At 49.2% G+C, this 21,118-nt stretch carries 23 protein-coding genes and 2 pseudogenes; 24 read left to right on the top strand and 1 reads right to left on the bottom strand.

Going from position 1 to position 21,118, the window contains the following annotated elements:
- The 18 genes from AB1797_03150 to mnmE form a co-directional block, all read left to right on the top strand.
- Window positions 1-201 (top strand): hypothetical protein (locus AB1797_03150; protein MEW5766609.1); only part of this gene is annotated, 201 nt, incomplete at its 5' end.
- Between the two features lie 60 nt (window positions 202-261).
- Window positions 262-732 (top strand): universal stress protein, encoded by a 471-nt coding sequence (locus tag AB1797_03145; GenBank protein ID MEW5766608.1) that lies wholly within the window; start codon window positions 262-264, stop codon window positions 730-732.
- 481 nt (window positions 733-1,213) lie between these two features.
- Entirely contained in the window at window positions 1,214-2,128 is a 915-nt protein-coding gene (locus tag AB1797_03140) for a 2-dehydropantoate 2-reductase (GenBank protein MEW5766607.1), read from the top strand.
- A 177-nt stretch (window positions 2,129-2,305) separates the two neighbouring features.
- Window positions 2,306-2,731 carry an adenylyl-sulfate reductase subunit beta gene (aprB, locus tag AB1797_03135; GenBank protein MEW5766606.1) on the top strand — a complete coding sequence of 142 codons (426 nt, stop codon included), beginning with the start codon at window positions 2,306-2,308 and terminating at the stop codon, window positions 2,729-2,731.
- A 136-nt stretch (window positions 2,732-2,867) separates the two neighbouring features.
- The gene (aprA, locus tag AB1797_03130; protein ID MEW5766605.1) at window positions 2,868-4,808 is read left to right on the top strand and encodes an adenylyl-sulfate reductase subunit alpha; all 1,941 of its coding nucleotides are present in this window, start codon (window positions 2,868-2,870) and stop codon (window positions 4,806-4,808) included.
- Window positions 4,809-4,899: 91 nt separating this feature from the next.
- Complete coding sequence (locus tag AB1797_03125) at window positions 4,900-5,124, top strand: hypothetical protein (GenBank protein ID MEW5766604.1); 225 nt, start codon at window positions 4,900-4,902, stop codon at window positions 5,122-5,124.
- Between the two features lie 24 nt (window positions 5,125-5,148).
- On the top strand, window positions 5,149-6,396 hold the full coding sequence (locus AB1797_03120) for a CoB--CoM heterodisulfide reductase iron-sulfur subunit A family protein (GenBank protein ID MEW5766603.1): 1,248 nt from the start codon (window positions 5,149-5,151) through the stop codon (window positions 6,394-6,396).
- A 3-nt stretch (window positions 6,397-6,399) separates the two neighbouring features.
- Window positions 6,400-8,631, top strand: a complete 2,232-nt coding sequence (locus AB1797_03115) for an FAD-dependent oxidoreductase (protein ID MEW5766602.1) — start codon at window positions 6,400-6,402, stop codon at window positions 8,629-8,631.
- A 22-nt stretch (window positions 8,632-8,653) separates the two neighbouring features.
- Window positions 8,654-8,869: a hypothetical protein gene (locus AB1797_03110; protein ID MEW5766601.1), complete on the top strand. Its 216-nt coding sequence runs from the start codon at window positions 8,654-8,656 to the stop codon at window positions 8,867-8,869.
- Window positions 8,847-9,251, top strand: a complete 405-nt coding sequence (locus tag AB1797_03105) for a hypothetical protein (protein MEW5766600.1) — start codon at window positions 8,847-8,849, stop codon at window positions 9,249-9,251. Before AB1797_03110 ends, AB1797_03105 begins: the two co-directional genes overlap by 23 nt.
- A gap of 48 nt (window positions 9,252-9,299) precedes the next feature.
- Window positions 9,300-10,406, top strand: coding sequence for a quinone-interacting membrane-bound oxidoreductase complex subunit QmoC (qmoC, locus tag AB1797_03100; protein ID MEW5766599.1), 1,107 nt, complete (start codon window positions 9,300-9,302; stop codon window positions 10,404-10,406).
- Window positions 10,407-10,628: 222 nt separating this feature from the next.
- Window positions 10,629-10,763 (top strand): 50S ribosomal protein L34, encoded by a 135-nt coding sequence (gene rpmH / locus AB1797_03095; GenBank protein MEW5766598.1) that lies wholly within the window; start codon window positions 10,629-10,631, stop codon window positions 10,761-10,763.
- The gene (rnpA, locus tag AB1797_03090) at window positions 10,764-11,135 is read left to right on the top strand and encodes a ribonuclease P protein component (GenBank protein MEW5766597.1); all 372 of its coding nucleotides are present in this window, start codon (window positions 10,764-10,766) and stop codon (window positions 11,133-11,135) included.
- Window positions 11,113-11,322 carry a membrane protein insertion efficiency factor YidD gene (yidD, locus tag AB1797_03085; protein MEW5766596.1) on the top strand — a complete coding sequence of 70 codons (210 nt, stop codon included), beginning with the start codon at window positions 11,113-11,115 and terminating at the stop codon, window positions 11,320-11,322. The genes rnpA and yidD overlap by 23 nt, the downstream gene beginning before the upstream one ends.
- Complete coding sequence (locus tag AB1797_03080; GenBank protein MEW5766595.1) at window positions 11,294-11,518, top strand: hypothetical protein; 225 nt, start codon at window positions 11,294-11,296, stop codon at window positions 11,516-11,518. Before yidD ends, AB1797_03080 begins: the two co-directional genes overlap by 29 nt.
- 133 nt (window positions 11,519-11,651) lie before the next feature.
- Window positions 11,652-13,274: a membrane protein insertase YidC gene (gene yidC / locus AB1797_03075; protein ID MEW5766594.1), complete on the top strand. Its 1,623-nt coding sequence runs from the start codon at window positions 11,652-11,654 to the stop codon at window positions 13,272-13,274.
- A 68-nt stretch (window positions 13,275-13,342) separates the two neighbouring features.
- The gene (gene jag / locus AB1797_03070) at window positions 13,343-13,987 is read left to right on the top strand and encodes an RNA-binding cell elongation regulator Jag/EloR (protein ID MEW5766593.1); all 645 of its coding nucleotides are present in this window, start codon (window positions 13,343-13,345) and stop codon (window positions 13,985-13,987) included.
- Window positions 13,987-15,363 carry a tRNA uridine-5-carboxymethylaminomethyl(34) synthesis GTPase MnmE gene (gene mnmE, locus AB1797_03065; protein ID MEW5766592.1) on the top strand — a complete coding sequence of 459 codons (1,377 nt, stop codon included), beginning with the start codon at window positions 13,987-13,989 and terminating at the stop codon, window positions 15,361-15,363. The genes jag and mnmE overlap by 1 nt, the downstream gene beginning before the upstream one ends.
- 127 nt (window positions 15,364-15,490) lie before the next feature.
- Here the strand turns inward: mnmE and AB1797_03060 are convergent.
- A pseudogene (locus tag AB1797_03060) lies at window positions 15,491-15,607 on the bottom strand (GxxExxY protein).
- A 185-nt stretch (window positions 15,608-15,792) separates the two neighbouring features.
- On the opposite strand from AB1797_03060, the gene mnmG reads away from it, so the two are divergent.
- From mnmG to AB1797_03030, 6 genes and pseudogenes are all read left to right on the top strand, one after another.
- A complete protein-coding gene (gene mnmG / locus AB1797_03055) occupies window positions 15,793-17,679 on the top strand; it encodes a tRNA uridine-5-carboxymethylaminomethyl(34) synthesis enzyme MnmG (protein MEW5766591.1) in 1,887 nt (628 codons plus the stop codon).
- A 122-nt stretch (window positions 17,680-17,801) separates the two neighbouring features.
- A complete protein-coding gene (locus AB1797_03050; protein ID MEW5766590.1) occupies window positions 17,802-18,095 on the top strand; it encodes a hypothetical protein in 294 nt (97 codons plus the stop codon).
- A 72-nt stretch (window positions 18,096-18,167) separates the two neighbouring features.
- On the top strand, window positions 18,168-18,896 hold the full coding sequence (gene rsmG, locus AB1797_03045) for a 16S rRNA (guanine(527)-N(7))-methyltransferase RsmG (GenBank protein ID MEW5766589.1): 729 nt from the start codon (window positions 18,168-18,170) through the stop codon (window positions 18,894-18,896).
- A gap of 90 nt (window positions 18,897-18,986) precedes the next feature.
- Window positions 18,987-19,133 (top strand): annotated as a pseudogene (locus AB1797_03040) (DUF559 domain-containing protein).
- A gap of 243 nt (window positions 19,134-19,376) precedes the next feature.
- Window positions 19,377-20,306, top strand: a complete 930-nt coding sequence (locus tag AB1797_03035; GenBank protein MEW5766588.1) for a ParB/RepB/Spo0J family partition protein — start codon at window positions 19,377-19,379, stop codon at window positions 20,304-20,306.
- Window positions 20,306-21,115, top strand: a complete 810-nt coding sequence (locus tag AB1797_03030; GenBank protein MEW5766587.1) for an aspartate dehydrogenase — start codon at window positions 20,306-20,308, stop codon at window positions 21,113-21,115. Before AB1797_03035 ends, AB1797_03030 begins: the two co-directional genes overlap by 1 nt.
- Window positions 21,116-21,118 lie beyond the last annotated feature (3 nt).

The following is a 21,118-nucleotide window of genomic DNA, read 5'->3' as shown; positions in this document are numbered from 1 at the left end:
AGGGATAGGGTGAGGGTGAAATTGGCGGGCAATATTATTACTCTTGCTAAAAACCTTATATTAAGAAATATAGATGGGGTATTAGCAACAATAAGAGAGGGTTGTTTATTTCACCCTCCCCTAACCCCTCCCATCAAGGGAGGGGAAGCTCTTATGCCAACGCTGTCGTCGGTACAAAAGGAGATGAAACTTAACCCATAGCACTATAATCTGTAATGAGCTTACTTTTTTAACTTGATTTTGAGTAGATACGGAGAATAGATGAAATCTACAGAGAAAAAGAACAAGATACTTATCCCGATAGATGATTCCATAGATTACAAAGCAGCCTCAAATTATGTGCGTTACATCTTGGGGAGCCAAGACAGAGGGTTTGAGTTGCTTTTACTCCACGTGGTTCCAAAGGCTAAATCTAACGAAGAAAAGAAGCTCAGAGGAATTTCTGATGAAGATAAGTTAAAAAAGATGAAGGATATATTAATAGAGGTAAAGAATGATTTTATTGAGGCCGGTTTTAACCCGGAAAGGATCAGGATTGAAATAGATAAAGGCAGACACGATACAGCGGCTGAAAGTATCCTTGACTACCTCGAAAGGGAACACTTTGGGACCGTGGTTATTGGCCGAAGAGGGATTTCTAAAGCCGAAGAGTTTCTTTATGGCAGTGTTTCTCAAAAAGTGGTCAGGGAGGCAAAGAATTGTACTGTCTGGGTAGTCGAACCGGCCAAGTGATGGCGGATGGCGGAATGAAAAATCGGCGTAACTACTCAGCCAAATAAAAAGAGGCACCCAGCAGCCTGTCGGAGAGGATATCTCACAAGCGGCCAGACCACTATATGTTGTAGTATGCAGGAGAATACCCCCTATATTTAGGGCAAATCTTGTCGGAGAATTAACCACTCCAACAGGCTGCTAGTATCCTGTCAGATTTGATTTGATAGGTTGGTCTCTTGTAGAAGCAATCCCCCTCACCCTACCCTCTCCCCTGAGGGGAGAGGTAGGGTGAGGGGGAAAAGAGGCTCTACCCACAAATACTAACTTGACAAGGCAATAGATTTCACCGATTACATAAATCCTCGGGAATTATTTTCATCTGTCCAATCAGAAAAAGAGGGGGGTAATCTGTGTTCCAAATGAGGGCGGAGTTGATACCAATTGGCGATGAACAAGGCTGAAAAATCCGCCATCCGAAATCAAAAAGGGAGGGCAGAAAATGAAGATTGTCGTGGTAGGTTCAGGGGCGATAGGTGGTCTTTTTGGAGAGAGACTGGCTAAGGCCGGGCATGAGGTGTGGATGTTGGATAAGGATAAGGACCTGGTTGAAGCCATAAAAAAGCACGGAATCTCTATCACCGAGGGAGAAGAAACAACCTGTACCCCGGTTAATTCCACTTTAGACCCCCAGGAGATCCAAGCCTGTGATCTTGTCCTCTTATGTGTAAAATCTTTTGATACAGAGGAGGCGGTTCGGGGAATATCTCACCTGATAAAGGGAGATGTGCCTCTTTTGACCTTGCAGACCGGATTAGAGAATTTAGAAAAAGCCGGTGCCATTGTGCCGATTCAAAATATTCTGGGCGGCATCACCTATAATGGCTCTACACTTTTAAGCCCAGCCCGGATAAGGTATACTGCCCGGGGAACTACCATTATCGGTGAGATTGACGGAAAAAAGACCTCAAGGGTGCATCAGATACTTCAAGCTTTTCGAGAAGCAGAGCTTGAGACTGAAATCTCTGATAATATTATCGGACATATCTGGAGTAAGGCCATTGTTTATTCAGGGATAAATTCATTAACCGCCATCTTTCAGGTAAAAAATGGTCAACTCCTGGATCGGATGGCCTCTGTTTCCCTTTTAACCACTATTATAGAAGAAGGTATGGAGGTAGCCAAGGCCTACGGCAAGAAACTCATCTATGATGACCCCTATGAGGATCTTTTCTCTATCTGCAAAAGAACTTCGGAACATCTCTCCCCCATGTTACAGGATATTATGAATCACAGAAAAACGGAAATCGAGGCCCTTAACGGGGCTATTGCCGCCAGGGGTAAAAAAGTAGGTATTCAAACCCCTGTCAATAATGCCCTGACCAATATTATAAAGTTTTTGGAAAGGAAGGAGTAACTATAGTCCACAGTCCACAGAAGGCAGTTCGCCGGCGACTATCCGAAATGAGAGGAGGTGAGGGGCCGGGGCAAGTAGAAGGCGGAATCAGGAATATTAGAACCGATTCCGAAATGACAGTTTAACGGTGGCGGGACCGAAATCCGCCATCCAAAAAATGAGAAAGGGAGGTATTAAATGCCAAGTTTTGTAATCAACGAAAAATGTGACGGCTGTAAAGGGCAGGACAAAACAGCCTGTCAGTACATCTGTCCTAATGATCTGATGACGCTGAATAAAGAGGCGATGAAGGCATACAACCAGGAACCGGATGCATGCTGGGAGTGCTATAGCTGCGTTAAGATATGCCCTCAGCAGGCTATAGAGGTAAGGGCCTATTCCGACTTCGTGCCTTTAGGCGGCAGTGTTATCCCGCTGAGAAGCACCGATTCAGTTATGTGGACGATTAAATTCAGAAACGGGACCCTGAAACGATTCAAATTCCCGATCAGAACCACCCCTGAAGGTTCCATTGATGGAAGACAGGCGGCCAGGGGAAAAGACCTGGAAAGCCAGGCCCTCTTTACTGAGGAAGAGGCGGGTAAGACCCTCTCCACTTTCTAATGGAGGGATTTGATTAATCAAATCCCTATTGGCAGGGCAAGGCCTGACTTGGCGGGGTTTTGTCTTCTGAATTAAAGCGATCAAACCGGTTTGATCGCTTCAGCCAAAAATCTTTTTTTAACGAGGAGGAAATAATATGGCATTACCAAATCAACCGTTAGGTGAGCTTCCCGCTACTCTGAACCCGGAAATAGTAGAGCTGGAAACCGATATTTTAATTGTCGGTGGGGGGATGGCTTGCTGTGGAGCAGCTTACGAAATAAAGAAGTGGGCCCCTGACGCCAAAGTTCTCCTGGTGGACAAGGCCGCCATGGAGAGAAGCGGCGCTGTAGCCCAGGGTCTTTCGGCCATCAATACCTATCTGGGTGAAAATACCCCAGATGATTATGTCAGAATGGTAAGAAACGATCTGATGGGGATCGTCCGGGAAGACCTGATCTATGATGTGGGCAGGCACGTGGACGATTCAGTCCATCTCTTTGAAAAGTGGGGACTTCCTATTTGGAAGACTGAAGACGGTCATGCCGTGGATGGGGCCAAAGGTGTCACACCTTTAGCTGAAGGCGGCAAGCCGGTCAGAAGCGGCAAGTGGCAGATAATGATTAATGGAGAATCCTACAAGACGATCGTGGCTGAAGCCGCCAAAGCCGCCCTGGGTATGGACAATATCTTAGAGAGGGTCTTTATTGTCAAGCTCCTCCTGGATGCCAACAAGCCCAATACCATCGCTGGCGCGGTTGGATTCAGCACCCGGGAAAATAAGGTTTATGTCATCAAGTGCAAGACCATGCTGGTGGCTTGCGGCGGCGCGGTGAATGTCTACCGGCCCCGTTCCACAGGCGAGGGGATGGGCCGGGCCTGGTATCCGGTCTGGAATGCCGGTTCCACCTACACTATGTGCATGCAGGTAGGCGCTGAAATGACTATGATGGAAAACCGCTTCGTCCCGAGCAGGTTTAAGGATGGATACGGACCGGTCGGCGCCTGGTTCCTGCTGTTCAAATCCAAGGCCATCAATGCCCTGGGCGAAGATTACATGGTCAAAAACAAAGAAATGCTCCAGCAATATTTGCCTTACGGCGCCTCAAAAGTGGTTCCCTCTTGCTTGAGGAACCATCTGATGCTTCACGAGATAAAAGAAGGCCGCGGCCCTATTTACATGGATACCCCTACGGCTCTGGCCGAACTCTCCAAGGGTAAGGACAAGAAGGAGATAAAGCATCTTGAGGCCGAGGCATGGGAAGACTTCCTTGATATGACTATTGGTCAGGCCGGGCTGTGGGCAGGTATGAATATCGCCCCCGAGGACACGAAATCCGAGCTTGTCCCCACCGAACCTTATCTCTTAGGTTCACACTCAGGCTGCTGCGGCATCTGGGTAAGCGGTCCGTCGGATATCGCCCCCAAAGAATGGGATTGGGGATATAACCGAATGACTACGGTCAACGGACTCTTCACCGCCGGTGATGGAGTGGGCGCCTCAGGTCACAAGTTCTCCTCCGGTTCACATGCGGAAGGAAGAATTGCCGCCAAGGCTATGGCCAGATACGTCCGGGACAATGCCGGTTTTACGCCTACCCTGAAGGATAGTGCCCAGAAGCTGGCAGATGAAATCTATGCCCCGGTTAAGCGTTACCATGAATTTAAAGACTACAGCACCGCGGCAGACGTCAATCCTAATTATATCAAGCCGAAGGCCTTATTGTTAAGGCTGGTAAAGATCACCGACGAATATGGCGGCGGATGCGCTACTCAATATGTCACCAATAAAACTATGCTGGAAACGGCCATGAATCTTCTCGAGATGGCCAGAGAAGACTCGGAAAAGATGGCGGCCGGTGACCTCCACGAGCTGATGAGGGCCTGGGAGAACTATCACCGTATCTGGACCGTTGAGTCTCACCTCAGACATATCCTCTTCAGAGAAGAGTCCAGATATCCCGGATTCTATTACCGGGCCGATTTTGACCTGGTCGATGAGGAGAACTGGAAGTGCTTTGTCAACTCCAAATACGACCCGGAGACCAAAAAGTGGAGCGTGCTTAAGAAGGAATACAAGCAGTTGATTTCAGACTGATTTGAGCTGGCTTGATCTCGATAACTCCAGACGCCTCAAAGGGGCGTCTGGAGTTCTTTTACGAGGGAGTTGGCCGTTTGGGTGCCCAGATATGGCTAAGGAGATAGATATGTCTAAACCGACCAGTATCCGTTTTATCCGTAGTCATATCTGGGTAAAGCGTTATCGCCTTACCAAACACGTCACTAACGAGGCTTATATCTCTGCCGATGTTTCTGAGCAAGACGACCACTTTTTAGAGGAACATAGCCAACATTGGCCAGAGCCATACCTTGCTGTGCCTCAATATCCTGCGGTGCAGGTCAGGGGAGGATAAAAGTTATTTTTTAGGAGGAATATTATGCCAGAAAAGGATAAAAGCATTTTAGTGGTGGGAGGAGGCATCAGCGGAATAACCACGGCTATTGAGGCGGCTGAGGTGGGCTATGATGTCTACCTGGTCGAGAAGAATCCTTATCTGGGTGGGAGGATAGCCCAGATGAATAAATACTTTCCCAAGCTCTGTCCCCCCTATTGCGGGCTGGAGATAAACTTGAAACGCCTCAGACCAAACCCAAAGGTCAAGCATTTCACCATGGCAGAAATAGAAAATATCTCTGGCCAGGAAGGTGATTTTGAGGTTACGGTCAAGCTGAATCCTCGCTATGTTAACCAAAAATGCACCGCCTGCGGGGAATGTGTAAGAACCTGTCCGGCGGAAAGATCGAATGAATTTAATTATGGTCTAGATAACACTAAGGCTATTTATCTTCCCCATGAAATGTCCTATCCGATGAGGTATGTCATTGATGAGCAGGCCTGTATCAAGTGTGGAGCGTGTGTGGATACTTGTAAATACGGGGCGATTGATTTAGATATGCCGGCCGGAAGTGTCCATCTAAAAGTTGGCTCGATTGTCATGGCCATCGGCTGGCAGCCTTATGATGCAGCTAAGATTGACAATCTTGGATTTGGGATCTGTAAAAATGTGATCACCAATGTGATGATGGAACGGCTGGCCGCACCTAACGGACCGACTAAGGGCAAGATCGTCCGTCCGTCTGATGGCCAAGAACCTCAAAGCGTGGTCTTTGTGCAGTGTGCCGGCTCCCGTGACGAAAACCATTTGCCCTACTGTTCGGCTGTATGCTGCTTAGCTTCCTTGAAACAGGCCACCTATGTTAGAGAGCAAAATCCTGCGGCGAAGGTTCATATATTTTACATAGATATTCGCGCCCAGGGCAAGTATGAAGACTTCTATGCCAAGGTTCAAGCAGACGAAAATGTCTCGCTGGTAAAAGGAAAGGTGGCTAAGGTTACTGAAGATCCGGCCACAGGACACGTTACGGTTGAGGCGGAAGATATACTGCCGGGAACGAAAAGCCGGGTAACGGCTGATCTGGTTGTTCTGGCCACCGGTATGGTTCCCACCCCAGTGGGACCGAACCTCCCTGTTACTTGTGACGAAAATGGCTTTGTCGTTTCCGGTAAAGGAATTTATGCGGCTGGGGTGGCTAAACGGCCGTCGGATGTGGCCGCCGCCAACCGTGACGCCACCGGAGCGGCGCTTAGGGCTATCCAGGGTGTCAAATGCCTCGAAAGGAGTTAGTAAATGGATAAAAAAATAGGTGCTTATATTTGCACAGGCTGTGGACTCGGTGAAGCCCTGGACATGGAGAAGTTGTCCAAGGTAGCTACCTCGGAATACAAGGCGCCGGTTTGTAAGACGCATCCCTTTTTGTGCAGTGAAGAAGGGGTGGGGCTTATCAAAAATGATATGGAGGCGGCAGGTGTAAATACAATCGTCATTGCGGCCTGTTCCCCTCGGGTACATAGCGAGACCTTTGTTTTTGATCCCTCTTATTCGATTATGGAAAGGGTTAACCTGCGGGAGCAGGTTATCTGGAGTCACCCGCCCAAGGATGAAGACACTCAAATGCTGGCCGAAGACTATCTGAGGATGGGGCTGGTTAAAGCCAGGAAGTCAGAGATACCGGAACCTTACTTAGCTGAGGGGATATCTAAAACCATTCTGGTGGTTGGCGGCGGGATAACCGGTGTAACGGCGGCCATTGAGGCGGCCAGGGCCGGGTCTGAAGTCATCCTGGTAGAAAAAAGGCCGGAGTTGGGTGGATTCGCTAATAAACTACACCGGGAACTCCCCCAAGGCGCCCCATATCAGGATTTGGAACAATCCGATATTAAAGACAGAATTGAAGAAGTTAAGACCACCTCGAATATCACGATCTACACCTCGGCTGAAGTGAAGAAGATCGCAGGGGGGCCGGGGGTGTTTGATGTCACCCTGGAACAGAAGGGCAATACGACCGACTTCAGAGTAGGCAGCATTGTGTTGGCTACCGGTTGGCAGCCCTACGATGCCTCTAAGCTGGACCACCTTGGCTTTGGCAAATATCCCAATGTCATCACCAATGTGATGCTGGAAGAGATGGCCTCAAATGGGGGGATAAAACGGCCTTCTGATGGCCAACAGCCCCAAAGCATTGCCTTTATCCAGTGCGCCGGTTCACGGGATAAGAACCACCTGCCTTATTGTTCATCGGTCTGCTGTCTTACCTCGCTCAAGCAGGCCACCTATATCCGGGAGCAAAATCCAGAGGCATTGGTCTATATATTTTATAAGGATATGCGCACACCCGGGCACTATGAGAATTTCTATGCGAAGGTGCAGGAGGACGAGGGGATATTCCTTACCAAAGGAGAAATCGCGGACATAAAGGAAGCCGGAGGAGGGAATTTAGCCGTGGAGGTAACTAATACCCTTTTGGGTGAAGATGTCAGGATTGAGGTGGATATGGTTGTCCTGGCCACAGGCATAGTTCCGTCTACCTCTCTGGAATCCGAAGAGATTGAAAAGCCGGCGGAGCCTGCTAAGAAAGAAGAAGAAGAGGAGGGCGCGCCGCCGGATACTATCATCTGGTCAAACACCCTGAACCTTGATTACCGGCAGGGACCCGAGCTTCCGGCCTTGAAGTACGGCTTTCCTGACTCTCACTTTATTTGCTTCCCTTACGAAACCAGGCGGACCGGTATTTATGCCGCCGGCTGTGTCAGGGCCCCTATGGATACGGCCGCCAGCCTGGAAGATGCCGCGGGCGCAGCCCTGAAGGCCATTCAATGCGTGGAACTTACCGCTCAAGGCAAAGCCGTGCATCCGAGGGTAGGCGACACCTCTTATCCGGATTTCTTTATGCAGCGATGCACCCAGTGTAAGCGATGCACGGTCGAGTGTCCTTTTGGGGCCATTAATGAAGACGAAAAGTTCAACCCCATCCCCAGCCTGACCCGCTGTCGAAGGTGCGCCACTTGTCTGGGCGCCTGTCCAGAGAGAATAATCAACTTCAAGAATTACTCCATTGATATAATCGCTTCCATGATCAAGGCCATTGAAGTGCCTGAAGAAGACGAGGAAAAGCCCCGTATACTCTGCCTGGCCTGTGAGAATGATGCCTATCCTGCCCTGGATATGGCCGGGATCAACCGGCTTAGTTACAGCCCCTACCTGAGAGTCATCCCCTTGAGATGCCTGGGTTCAATCAATCTGGTTTGGATTGCCGATGCCCTGTCAGCAGGCTTTGATGGAATACTTCTCTTAGGATGCAAACACGGCGATGATTACCAGTGCCATTTTGTCAAGGGGAGTGAATTGGCCAACTACCGCATCCCCAAAGTCCAGGAGACACTGAATAGACTTGTCCTGGAAGCTGAAAGGATTCGGAGCCTGGAGCTTTCCATAAATGAGTTTGACCGGTTGCCGGGGATAATCGATGACTTTGCGGCGAAAATAGACGAGATAGGGCCTAATCCTTATAAGGAGTTTTAGGCACAGAAGGGGTTTTTGCCTTATGAAGACCATAAATTCCCTCGACAGAATGGATAAAACAGCCTTTTCCGTGGCTTCACTTTGGGATGAATCAGACGAAAAGGCCTATTGGCTTTCTAAAACCCCTCAGAAGCGTTTGCAGGCCTTGGAACTGATGCGACAAATTATCTATGGCTACGACCCATCTTCCACCCGATTTCAAAGAGTTTTTGAAGTTGCTCAATTTACATCAAGTTAAGTACTTAGTTATTGGAGGGTATGCGGTCGGTTATTATGGTTACCCCCGGGCTACGGCTGACATAGATATCTGGGTGGCCATCCATCCGCAAAATGCGGAAAAGATAACGGCCGTATTAAAGAAATTTGGATTTGATGTCCCGGAGTTAACCACCGACTTGTTTTTGCAAGACGAAAAAATCATCCGAATGGGTGTGCCTCCCGTGAGAATAGAACTCCTGACCACCATTTCAGGGGTGACATTTGAGACATGCTATGCGGAACGGACAGTTGACGTAGTGGATGGGGTGGAAGTTAATTTCATTAGCTTACCATATCTCAAGGTGAACAAGAAAGCCTGTGGCAGACATAAGGACTTAAACGACCTGGAGTATCTTCCATAGATGTTGGAAGGCAGAAGCAGGAAATAAATACTCAGGAGGTATAAAGAGATGATAGATGTAAAACCGGATTTAGGTTTCATTAAAGAGGTAATTAATTCTGGAGGGGAGTCCTTAAAAAAATGCTACCAATGCGCCACGTGTTCGGTAGTATGTAATTTAGCTCCTGATGACAGCCCTTTTCCCCGGAAAGAAATGATCCGGGCCCAGTGGGGAATGAAAGATAAGCTGGTAAGCGATCCGGATATATGGCTTTGCCATCAGTGCAGCGATTGCACGGCCTACTGTCCCCGAGGGGCCAAGCCAGGCGAGATCATCGGGGCCATAAGAAAATCAGCTATCGCCCACTACGCCTTTCCTGGATTTCTGGGAAAGGCCGTAGGCCAAATAAAATATCTGCCGCTTCTTATCGTCGGGCCGGTCATCCTCTTTCTGGCTGTCCTCTCCCTGCCTGGGAATATGAATTTAGTTGAAGGGGAGATAGTCTTCTCCAACCTTGTCCAGGTTAAGTACATTGATGCTATTTTTATGCCTACCGCGGCCTTTGCTGCCCTGGCCTTCCTGATCGGAATTTCAAGGTTCTGGAGAGATATGATAGCTAATTCTAAACAACCAAATCCCCCGACAAGTCTTTTCGCCAGTCTTATTTCAGCCGTAACTGAAATACTAACCCACCGCAGATTTAAGAAATGTGAGGTGAACCAATCCAGGTCCACGGCCCACCTCTTAGTATTCTACTCTTTCATAGGTCTGGCCATTACCACCGCCTTAGCTCTCTTCTATTTGTACATATTAGGGAAACCCTCACCTTATTCCCTAATAAGTCCCTTGAAAATAATCGGCAATATAAGCGCCCTCACACTTATTATGGGCATTGTTCTGGTCATGGTCAACAGGCTTAATAACAAGGATAAGGCCGGGCCTGGGACTTATTTTGACTGGTTATTCATCGGCGTGGTGAGTGTGGTGGCCGTTTCAGGAATCTTAGCTGAACTAACGCGGCTGGCCGGCCTGGCCATCTTAGCCTACCCCATCTATTTCATCCACTTAGTCTCCGTATTCTTCCTCTTCTTTTACGCCCCTTATTCCAAGCTGGCCCACATGCTTTACCGAACCACGGCTATGGTCTATTCGAAAGCTACACAACGAGAAGAGTAATGGGGGATACGATCATAGACAATTAACCATTAGGGCGCCAGGCCAGAGAATTCGGCCTGGTATATGTTCCTCGCCTTCTTTATCGGTGACCTGAGTAAATAACACTTGACATTAAAATCAGATTAGGGTATACTATCTACTGGTATTTAGTCTTTCATTGAATTTGGCTAATCCGCCTTTAAGCTGAGAGGCGGCTTTCTTGATTAAGGAGGTTAAGATAACTTGAAACGGACATTCCAACCTAACAATAGAAAGCGGGCTAAAACCCATGGTTTCAGGTATAGAATGAGTACCAAAGCCGGAAGGAAGGTTATTGCCCGGCGTCGGGCCAAAGGTAGAAAAAGGCTGGCTGTCTGAATGAGATCCTTTAGGTTCAGAAAAGAAGAAAGGTTCCAGACTTCGGCTGACTTTAAATGTGTTTTTACTAAAGGGAGATCCTTTGCCAATCAATTCCTGATTATCTATGTCTTGAGGAAGGGAGAGGGAAGAAGGATAGGTTTTGTGGTGAGTAAAAAAATAGGCAAGGCCGTAGTCAGAAACAAGGTAAGGCGTAGGCTGCGTGAGATATACCGAACCAATAAATATAAATTTAAATCTGGCCTCGAACTGGTAGTTATCGCCAGACCAGGGATTATTGAACTGGATTTTGAAGGTACCCAAAGATATTTTTTGGCCTTATGCCAACGAGCCAAGGTAATGATGGGAAATGATCAAGGTTATAATCCTTAAGTTGATCATGATATATCAGGTATGTATCTCACCTCTCTTTTTAGCTAACTGTAGGTTTATCCCCACGTGTTCTACCTACGCCTACCAGTCTATCCAAAAATACGGTTTAATCAAGGGAGCCTGGCAAACATTAAAACGGTTGGCCAGATGCCATCCTCTTGGGTCCAGCGGGTATGATCCAGCTTAAAGAGGCTCGATGCTCGATGCTGGATGCCCGAGGCTGGAGGTTCGATGCCCGATGCTCGATCCTCGATGCTCGATGCTGGAGGTTCGATGCCCGATGCTCGATCCTCGATGCCCGATGCTGGAGGTTCGATCCTCGATGCCCGATGCTGGAGGTTCGATGCCCGAGGCTGGATATGCTGGATACTGGATGCTGGTAAAGGATCCCGTATCCAGCCTCGAGTATCGAGCATCGAGGATCGAGCATCGAGCATCGAGGATGGTTTGGTTACGGTCATGCCGCCTTATGGGTTGGCCCAGGTCGCCACGCCCAGGACAAGAAGGAACAAAACTATGGAAAAGAGACTAATTTTAGCTATATTTATTTCAGCCGTGATTCTCTTTTTTTTCAACTACTATTTTTCTCCACCACCCCAACAAGAAACAGGAAAAACAGGCGTGGAAGCCACCTCTGAAGAGATGGCCCCCACACCGGCTGCTTCCCCGACTCCACCGGCTCCACCCACTTCGAAGGTCTTAGAAAAGGAGATTGAGATACCGGAAAAGGCTAGATTTATCCAGACTGACCTGCTCTCTATCGAACTAACCCCCAGAGGCGAAGTGAAGAGTTGGCAACCTAATCAATACCAAGAAGAGGGCGATAAATTAGTTGATCTTGTCCCTCCTTATCCGGAGGAGGATTTCCCTTTAGGGGTAAGACTGGGTGGCAGAGAACTCATTCCAAATGAATTCTATCTCCATGACCACCAAGTGAGGGAGTTCATCTATCAACTGGATGAGTTTCCAGGCGTGAGATTTTCCAAGAGGCTTTCCTTTAAACCCGGCACTTACGTAGTTGATTTAGAATTGGAAGCCACTAACCGTTCTCTTAAAGAAGTAAAGATAGCTGGACTCAGTTTAGAGGGAGGCAGAGTCTATATTCCGACCCGGGAGAAAGAAGGACATAGTTGGGGAGGACTCAACCAGGCCTATTATTCTGGGGGGAAAATGGTCAAGGTTGATTATGGCGGAGGAGGTTTCTTAGAAGGGATTTTAACGGCGATCGGCCTATTGGAACCCATGCCCCACCAAGATGAGGTAAAGGATATCAAGGTTCCGGTGAGTTGGATTACCCAGGGAAGCCGATATTTTTTGACGGTTATTATACCCGAGTCTCCGGGGCCAGGGGCTGAAGCCACCTTCAAGCTTGACCGGGAGGGGAATTTCAGCATGATGACCACTATCCCCCCCATACTCATCCCCCCCCAGGGGAAGCAATCTTTTAAATTCAGGATCTATGGGGGACCAAGGGAACATGACCGCCTGATCTCGCTGGCCGAAGGCACCGGAGAGCTGCTTGATCTGTGGTCGTTGGCCCTTTTAATGTTGAAGATATTAAATTTCTTCCATCAGATCAGTGGCAATTATGGCATAGCGATTATTCTTCTCACCGTAGCCATAAAAATTATCCTGTATCCCTTAAACCAGCGAAGCTTTAAGTCGATGAAGGCCATGCAGGAACTCCAGCCCCAATTAAACCAATTAAAAGAGAAGCACAAAAAGAATAGAGAGGCGTTAAATATAGAGATGATGGCCCTTTACAAGAGGCACAAGGTCAACCCCATCGGAGGTTGTCTACCCCTCTTGCTTCAGATGCCCATCTTTATTGCCCTATATTCCACCCTCTCCAAGGCCATAGAACTTCGGGGGGCAGAATTTATTCTCTGGGTAAGGGATCTATCGGCCAAGGATCCTTACTATGTCCTCCCTATCCTGATGGGCATCTCTATGCTCATTCAGCAGCGAATGACCCCGGCCGGCGATCCGACTCAGGCCCGGATGATGATGTTTATGCCGATTATCTTCACCTTTATGTTTCTCTCTTTTCCCTCGGGACTGGTTCTCTATTGGCTGGTTCAAAACATCCTTACTATTGGGCAACAGTATTTGATCAACCGAAGTGTGGGTAAGAACTAAGACACAAGGGCGGATTTCGGCTGGTAGAAAATCCGCCATCCAAGATTGAAAAGGGAGGTGAAATAGCTATGAAACGGGTTTTAGAACAAGAAGGAAATACACCGGAGGAGGCCGTGGAAAAGGCCCTGGCCAGATTGGAGATATCCAGGGATAAGGCCAGAATTGAAATCCTGGACGAGGGAAGCAAAGGACTCTTTGGGCTGGTCGGCTCCAAAAAAGCCAAGGTAAAGGTGAGTGTAGAAGACTATGGCGAAGAATTATCTCAAGAGGTTACTCAGCGCATCCTCGATCTGATGGGCATAGAAGCCAAGGTGGAGACAAAAGAAGTGGGAGAAAAAATCGTCCTGAATATCAAGGGAGACAAAAGTGGAGTCTTAATTGGGAAAAGAGGCCAAACCCTTAACTCTCTTCAGTATCTGGTTAATCTTATTATCAATAAAGAAAAGAAAGAAGGACCTCGAGCCAGGATTATGTTGGATGTAGAGGGTTACCGGGAACGCCGAGAAAGGACCCTCACTGATCTGGCTCACCGTTTAGCCGATCGGGTGATCAAAAGTGGGCGGGGAGTTACCCTGGAACCAATGAATCCTCATGAAAGACACATTATCCACCTGGCCATCCAGGATTATGGCCAGGTAACCACCCGGAGTATGGGCGAAGGAAAATACCGCAAGATTGTCATCACTCCCCAAAGAGAGGGATCAGCGGCCTAATGTTTGATGATACCATTGTAGCTATCTCTACGGCCTTAGGGGAGGGAGGCATCGGCATCGTTCGTTTAAGCGGTCCCCAGGCCATTGCTATCGCCGAAGAGATATTCCACGGCCCAGAAAGGGTTTCTCGTTTCCCCTCTCACACCATTCACTACGGCCGAATCATAGATCCCTTAAACAAAAAAAGCCTGGATGAGGTTCTTCTCACGGTGATGCGGGCGCCACAAACCTATACCCGAGAAGACGTGGTGGAAATCAACGGACATGGAGGGATTATTCCCTTAAGATCGATCCTGGAATTAACCTTAAGATTGGGGGCACGCTTGGCTGAACCAGGGGAGTTCACCCGGCGTGCCTTTTTAAATGGCCGCATAGACCTGAGCCAGGCGGAGGCCGTCATTGATCTTATTCGGGCCCAGACCGAGGCCGGCGCCAAGATCGCCCTTCACCACCTGGAAGGCGATCTTTTCCGGGAAGTCTCATCTATTAGGGAGGAATTAATCAGCCTCCTGGCTGAGGTGGAGGCCTCCATAGACTTTCCTGAGGAAGACCTCGACTTTCTGAAGGAATCAGAACTTTCCGAAAGGATAATGACGGCCCAAAAACGGTTGATTAAGCTGGTGGAAACAGCCAAAGGCGGCCGGATTATTCGAGAAGGATTGGCCACGGTTATTGTCGGCCGGCCTAATGTCGGAAAATCAAGCCTCCTAAACGCCCTCCTGGGGGAAGACCGGGCCATAGTTACCCCCATCCCTGGTACCACCCGGGATACCATTGAAGAGATAATAAATCTTAAGGGTATCCCCTTAAGGATCATTGACACCGCTGGATTGCGCCCCGTCGGAGATATGGTGGAAGAAGAGGGACTGCGGAGAACCAAAAGATCCCTCCAGCAGGCCGATCTAATCCTCCTTGTCCTGGACGCCTCCACTCGACTTACCCTCGAGGATAAAGAGATCATCTCCCAGGTTAAAGGGCGAAAGGGAATCGTCGTTTTAAATAAAAGTGACTGCCCCCGCCTGATCGAGGTTGAGGAGTTAGAGAAATTACTGCCTAACCATAGATCAACCCATATCTCGGCTATCCACCGGACCGGCCTGGATGATCTAAGGGAGGCTGTGGCCCGGACCGTCCTGGGCGGTGAAATAGTGGTCGGCGAGGGGCTGATGGTCAGTAATCTTCGCCACCAACAGGCCCTGGCCTCGGCGGCCAGGAGCTTGAAGGAAGCCTCCAGGACAGTGGCCGACAGGGGATCGCCAGAACTTATTGCCCTTGACCTCAGGGAGGCTGCCGACCAGGTCGCGCTTATCTCAGGAGAAACGGTTACCGAAGATATCCTGGATCGTATCTTCGCCAACTTCTGTATCGGTAAATAACTCGTCTAGGCTAAGCCTGCCTCCCTTAGGGTTTCACGGGGAACATTAAGGGGGACGTAACCGTTCACCTCACCACGGAGACACAGAGACACTGAGAAAAATCTAAAGGACAAGTCTCTTAATGAGGTCTTTGTCGTTCAAAATTTAGACCACGCAAATAGAGTTCATGACAAAGGCATTCTTCGTAGGCTGACTCTAATAAGCCAGAGCCTAAATGCCTATAAACTTCATATTGCTGACCCAATTGTTTGCCCTGTAAGTGCTTTTTTCTAAAATCATTCTCCGTGTCTCAGTGTCTCTGTGGTGAACGATTACAGGGGGACTTCATGTTTCACGTGAAACATGAAGAGGGAGGGCCTTGTCTGGCAAACACTTACGACGCGGGCCAATGGCCACCAGCGGTCAATGGCCGCTATTTGGAGAGACTTAATGTATTACTTTAAGGAATATGACTTAATCGTAGTTGGGGCTGGGCATGCCGGTTGTGAGGCGGCCCTGGCCTCGGCCCGCATGGGGGCAGCCACCCTGCTTCTCACCCTGAATTTGGATACCATTGCCCAGATGTCCTGTAATCCAGCCATTGGTGGCCTGGCCAAGGGGCAATTAGTCAAGGAGATCGATGCCCTGGGTGGTGAGATGGGGCGGAATATCGATCGGACCGGGATACAGTTCCGGATGCTTAATACCAAAAAGGGACCGGCGGTCCACTCGCCCCGGGCCCAGGCAGACAAAAAAAGGTATCAGTTCGCTATGAGGCAGGTTCTGGAGGGGCAGGCGGGGCTGGATGTGGTCCAGGCTATGACTACCAGGATCTTAACGGATAAGGGGCAGGTAGTGGGGGCAGTCTCTCAGACCGGCCTGCGGTATAAGGCTAAGGCCGTTATCCTGACTACCGGGACCTTCCTCAACGGTTTGATCCATATCGGAGAGATATCTTTCCCTGGCGGACGAGGGGGGGAGTTGCCAGCGGTGGGTCTCTCTGATAATTTGAAGGAGCTGGGATTTGAAATCGGGCGACTCAAGACAGGCACCCCCCCCAGAATTGATGGTACCACCATCGATTACTCTAAGCTCCAGGCCCAACCAGGGGATGATCCGCCGGTGCCCTTTTCCCATAAGACCGGGCGGATCACCCAGGTGCAGGTGTCCTGTTTTATTACCTATACCAACCCCAAGACCCATCAGCTTATTCGAGAAAACCTGGATCGTTCGCCTCTTTATGCCGGCCGAATCAAGGGAGTGGGACCACGATACTGTCCTTCCATAGAAGATAAGGTAGTGCGGTTCGCGGAAAAGGAGAGACATCAGATCTATCTGGAACCGGAAGGGAGGGAGACCACCGAGGTCTATGCCAATGGCCTGGCCACCAGCCTGCCGGAAGATGTGCAGATCAGGTTTCTTAAGACCATCCCTGGCTTAGAGGAGGCCAGAATGATTAGGCCGGGTTATGCCATCGAATATGACTTTGCCCCACCTACCCAGATCAAGCCCACCCTGGAGACAAAATTAATCGAGAACCTTTATTTTGCCGGGCAGATAAATGGGACCTCCGGCTATGAGGAGGCAGGCGCCCAGGGAATTATGGCCGGCATCAATGCCGTTTTAAAACTGAGGGGCCAGGTGCCTTTTATTCTGGATAGATCCGAGGCCTATATCGGTGTCCTTATCGACGACCTGGTTACCCGAGGGGTGAGCGAACCCTACCGCATGTTCACCTCCCGGGCCGAATACCGACTTCTGCTTCGCCAGGACAATGCCGATACCCGATTGATGCCCTACGGCTACAGATTTGGGCTGATTTCAGAGGAAAGCTATCACGGCCTTCAGGAAAAAGAGGCTCAGGTGAAAGAGGAAATAATCAGGCTTAACGGTACGCGGGTTAACCCTGGAGAAGTAAGGCCTCTGGGGGTAGAGTTGAAGGAGCCTATTAACCTCCTTCAACTCCTTCGGCGACCGGAGGTAGCCTATCAGGATCTGGATAAGATCGGTCAAAATGGTCGGCATCTTTCAGCTCGGGTTTGGACCGAGGTGGAGACCAGGATCAAGTATGAAGGTTACATCAACCGCCAGATGGTTCAGGTGGAGAGATTTAAAAAATTGGAAGGTAGGCTGATTCCGCCTGATCTTGACTATGATCAGATAGGGGGGCTTTCTTATGAAGGCAGAGAAAAGATGAGCCGAATAAGACCTATCTCCCTGGGGCAGGCCGTCCGCATCCCGGGTCTGCGTTCAGCCGATATCTCGGTCCTGCTGGTCTATCTGGAACGCCTTCGCCGGGGAAAAGTCGAGGCAGGGATCTCTGGTAGGATAAGATAAGATGAGCTGTAACCGTTCACCTCACCACGGAGACACAGAGACATTGAGAAAAATCTAAAATCATTCTCCGTGTCTCAGTGTCTCTGTGGTGAACGATTACATGGGCTATTATGAGCGAGCCGATGCCAAAGATTCACCGAGGTCAGCCGGCGATAGGCGGCGTGAGGGGAAAGGAGGAAGAAATGAACCTGGCCGAAGAAATCCTGGAAGAGGATAAGCGGGTTCGAAGATTACGGATAATGGTCGATCTGGCCGGGGCGACTATCAAGTCAGGCAGCCTAAGCCGCCCTGAAGCAGAGAGACTAATCGAAGGATGCCGTAAATGGACCGTGACCCTCTTTCCGGAGAAGGGTTATCTCTTCGATCTCATTTACCGGAATAGACTGGAGAGGCTGATAGAAGCGCATCTTCCCTAAGTTTTTAACTACTTAACCCGTTTTTATGCTTGACTTCACCGGCCGCCTGTGGTATAAAGGGAGTATTCTCCGTTGATAAGTAAGACAACTCGACTGTTAAAAGAAGCGGCCGCCTTATTGGATTGCGCCTTAAGCGATTATCAGGTGGGTCAGTTTATCCTCTATCTGGAAGAGATAAATAGTTGGAATAAGCGGATTAATCTAACTCGCATCGAGAGACCGGAGGAGGTCGTCCTTAAGCACTTTATTGACTCACTGACCTGCTTGAAGGCAGTCTCTTTGCACCCCGGGCTTAAAGTCCTTGATCTGGGGACGGGGGCAGGATTTCCAGGGATCCCCTTAGCTATTTACCAACCTCGGATAGATTTGACTCTTTTGGATTCCAAGCGAAAGCGGATTGAGTTTCTGGAACATCTCCAGGGTGTGCTGGAACTTCCTGAGGTGAAGATATTATGGGGACGGGCGGAAGAATACGGCCGGGATAAAACCCAGCGGGCCAGGTATGAACTTGTTCTCTCCAGAGCGGTTAGCCACTTAAATGTTCTGGTGGAACTGGCCTTCCCCTTTTTGCAAATAGGGGGGAGGTTTCTGGCCATGAAGGGAAGAGAAGTGACACCAGAAGTCGAAGCGGCCAGAGGGGCCATAGGCCTTTTAGGCGGGAAACTGGAAGAGATAAGGGAGATCACTCTGCCGGTTATTCACCAAAAAAGGCACCTGGTGCTTATCGAAAAGGTAGGGGAGACCCCCACCAGGTACCCCCGCCGACCGGGTATCTCTCACAAGAGGCCAATAACTGGGTAACTACTCAAAACTAAGTTAAGCAGTTAGTTGGGAGACAAAGCAAAATTCCCTCACCCTTGATGGGAGAGGGATAGGGTGAGGGTGAAATGGGTGGGCAATATTATTACTCTTGCTAAAAACCTTAGAAAAAGAGCTACCAGTGCAGAGATGTTACTATGGAGACAATTGAGATCAAAACAGTTGGAAGGGTTTAAGTTCAGGAGACAAGAACCTATAGGTAATTATATAGCAGATTTTGTTATTTCACCCTCCCCTAACCCCTCCCATCAAGGGGGGGAAGCTCTTATGCCGACGCTGTCAGGACAAAAGGAGATGAAACTTAACCCATAGCACTATAATCTGTAATGAGCTTACTTTTTTAACTTGATTTTGAGTAGATACATAACTGGTAAGGGGTAGTCGGGTGTTGGGTAGTCTGATGTTGGCCAAACTACCAGACACCGGTTACCCATAAACTTATGAAAGGGGGGCGAAAAGGTAATGGAAGATTTCGTTTGGAGAGGTGAGGTGAAGGCTGAGTCTCCTTTAGAGGAAAGGGAGGCGGAGACGGGTGTTTATCCCAAAGAAAGTCCGATGGCGACGGAGTCCCTTCCTGAGAAAAGTGAAGGAGAGGCGGCGCCTCCAAGAGAAAGTGGGCTGATCAGAGATATCCTGGTAGCGGCGATAACTCCCAATCCGTATCAACCCAGACATGAGTTTGATTTGGACAAGTTGAGGGAATTAGCTGCCTCAATGAGGGAGAAGGGGGTTATCCAGCCGGTGGTGGTTCGTCCTAAGGGGGAGGGATATGAGTTAATTGCTGGTGAAAGACGGTTGCGGGCTGCCCAGGAGATTGGATTAGAAAAACTTCCGGCGGTGATCAAAGATGTCTCGGACGGAGAGGCCTTAGAGATCGCCCTGATTGAAAACATCCAGCGAGAGGAATTGAACCCTATTGATGAGGCGAAGGCCTACCAACAACTGATCAATGAATTTACCCTTACCCAGGAGGAGTTGGCCCAAAAGGTGGGCAAGAACCGCTCTACTATTACCAATTCACTGAGGCTTCTTAATCTACCTGTCGTTATTCAGGCTCAGGTGGCGGGTGGGGTGCTCTCGATGGGGCATGCCAGAACAATCCTGGGTCTGGCTAACGAGGCCATGCAGGTGGAACTATCTCACAAGATCATCAAACAGGAGCTCTCGGTTCGAAAAACAGAAGAATTGGTCAGAAAGTTGACCAGCCCTGAGGTTTCACGTGAAACCGTCTCTGTCGAGAGGGATCCCCATATAGTGGCTATTGAAGAGGAGATGACAGAAATTCTGGGCACTAAAGTAAGGATTAAGCCCGGCCGAGATAAGGGCCGGATCGAAATAGAGTATTACTCAGCGGGAGATCTGGAGCGATTGATCGAAAGGCTAAGGGAATAATGAAGGGAATTAAGGTGGGACTGATCGGTTGTGGCACTATTGGCGCCAGATTAGCTGAGGCGATAACTTATGAGGTTGAGGGGATGGAGCTGGCGGCGGTGAACGATATAATCGAGACGAGGGCCAGAGATTTGGCCGGCCGGCTTTCATCTCAAATAAAGATTAAGTCCTTAGAGGAGATAGCCGACGAAGTTGATTTAGTGGTCGAGGCCGCTTCAGCCCAGGTTGTGCCGGAGGTAGTTAGTGCGGCTATATCAAGAAAGAAGGCGGCCTTGATAATGAGCACCGGTGGATTATTGGAGAGGCTGGATTTAGTGGAATCAGCCAGAGATCAAGGGGTACCAATCTTTATCCCTTCTGGCGCCATGGCCGGTCTAGATGCCGTAAAAGCGGCTGGGAGAGGTCGAATTAGCTCGGTCTGTTTAAAAACCAGTAAGCCGCCAGCCGGTTTGAAGGGTGCACCCTGGGTGGTGGAGAAGGGCATAGATCTGGATAATATTGGCCAGCCTAAAGTAATCTTTCAAGGAAATGCCCTGGAGGCCGCCCGGCACTTTCCGGCTAATATCAATGTGGCGGCTACCCTTAGCCTGGCTGGGATAGGCGCAGATCAGACTAAAGTCGAGATCGTGGCTGATCCGAATCTAAGGCGAAATGTGCATGAAATCCAGGTTGAGGGAGATTTTGGACGGATAATTAGTAGATGTGAAAATCTCCCTGCCCCTTCTAATCCTAAGACATCTTACCTGGCTGTTCTCTCGGCTATTGCTGTTCTTAGGGGAATTACCGATTCGGTTAGGGTGGGCACATAAAAT

This window comes from bacterium (genome assembly GCA_040753085.1).
GTDB lineage: Bacteria > UBA9089 > JASEGY01 > JASEGY01 > JASEGY01 > JASEGY01.
Note: the sequence above shows the minus strand (reverse complement) of the source record. Positions and strands in the feature narration are given on the sequence as shown.

Coding starts and splice junctions, on each gene's coding strand:
- AB1797_03145 (MEW5766608.1), top strand. CDS start 262: ATGAAATCTACAGAGAAAAAGAACAAGATACTTATCCCGATAGATGAT.
- AB1797_03140 (MEW5766607.1), top strand. CDS start 1,214: ATGAAGATTGTCGTGGTAGGTTCAGGGGCGATAGGTGGTCTTTTTGGA.
- aprB (MEW5766606.1), top strand. CDS start 2,306: ATGCCAAGTTTTGTAATCAACGAAAAATGTGACGGCTGTAAAGGGCAG.
- aprA (MEW5766605.1), top strand. CDS start 2,868: ATGGCATTACCAAATCAACCGTTAGGTGAGCTTCCCGCTACTCTGAAC.
- AB1797_03125 (MEW5766604.1), top strand. CDS start 4,900: ATGGCTAAGGAGATAGATATGTCTAAACCGACCAGTATCCGTTTTATC.
- AB1797_03120 (MEW5766603.1), top strand. CDS start 5,149: ATGCCAGAAAAGGATAAAAGCATTTTAGTGGTGGGAGGAGGCATCAGC.
- AB1797_03115 (MEW5766602.1), top strand. CDS start 6,400: ATGGATAAAAAAATAGGTGCTTATATTTGCACAGGCTGTGGACTCGGT.
- AB1797_03110 (MEW5766601.1), top strand. CDS start 8,654: ATGAAGACCATAAATTCCCTCGACAGAATGGATAAAACAGCCTTTTCC.
- qmoC (MEW5766599.1), top strand. CDS start 9,300: ATGATAGATGTAAAACCGGATTTAGGTTTCATTAAAGAGGTAATTAAT.
- rnpA (MEW5766597.1), top strand. CDS start 10,764: ATGAGATCCTTTAGGTTCAGAAAAGAAGAAAGGTTCCAGACTTCGGCT.
- yidD (MEW5766596.1), top strand. CDS start 11,113: ATGATCAAGGTTATAATCCTTAAGTTGATCATGATATATCAGGTATGT.
- yidC (MEW5766594.1), top strand. CDS start 11,652: ATGGAAAAGAGACTAATTTTAGCTATATTTATTTCAGCCGTGATTCTC.
- jag (MEW5766593.1), top strand. CDS start 13,343: ATGAAACGGGTTTTAGAACAAGAAGGAAATACACCGGAGGAGGCCGTG.
- mnmE (MEW5766592.1), top strand. CDS start 13,987: ATGTTTGATGATACCATTGTAGCTATCTCTACGGCCTTAGGGGAGGGA.
- mnmG (MEW5766591.1), top strand. CDS start 15,793: ATGTATTACTTTAAGGAATATGACTTAATCGTAGTTGGGGCTGGGCAT.
- AB1797_03050 (MEW5766590.1), top strand. CDS start 17,802: ATGCCAAAGATTCACCGAGGTCAGCCGGCGATAGGCGGCGTGAGGGGA.
- AB1797_03035 (MEW5766588.1), top strand. CDS start 19,377: ATGGAAGATTTCGTTTGGAGAGGTGAGGTGAAGGCTGAGTCTCCTTTA.
- AB1797_03030 (MEW5766587.1), top strand. CDS start 20,306: ATGAAGGGAATTAAGGTGGGACTGATCGGTTGTGGCACTATTGGCGCC.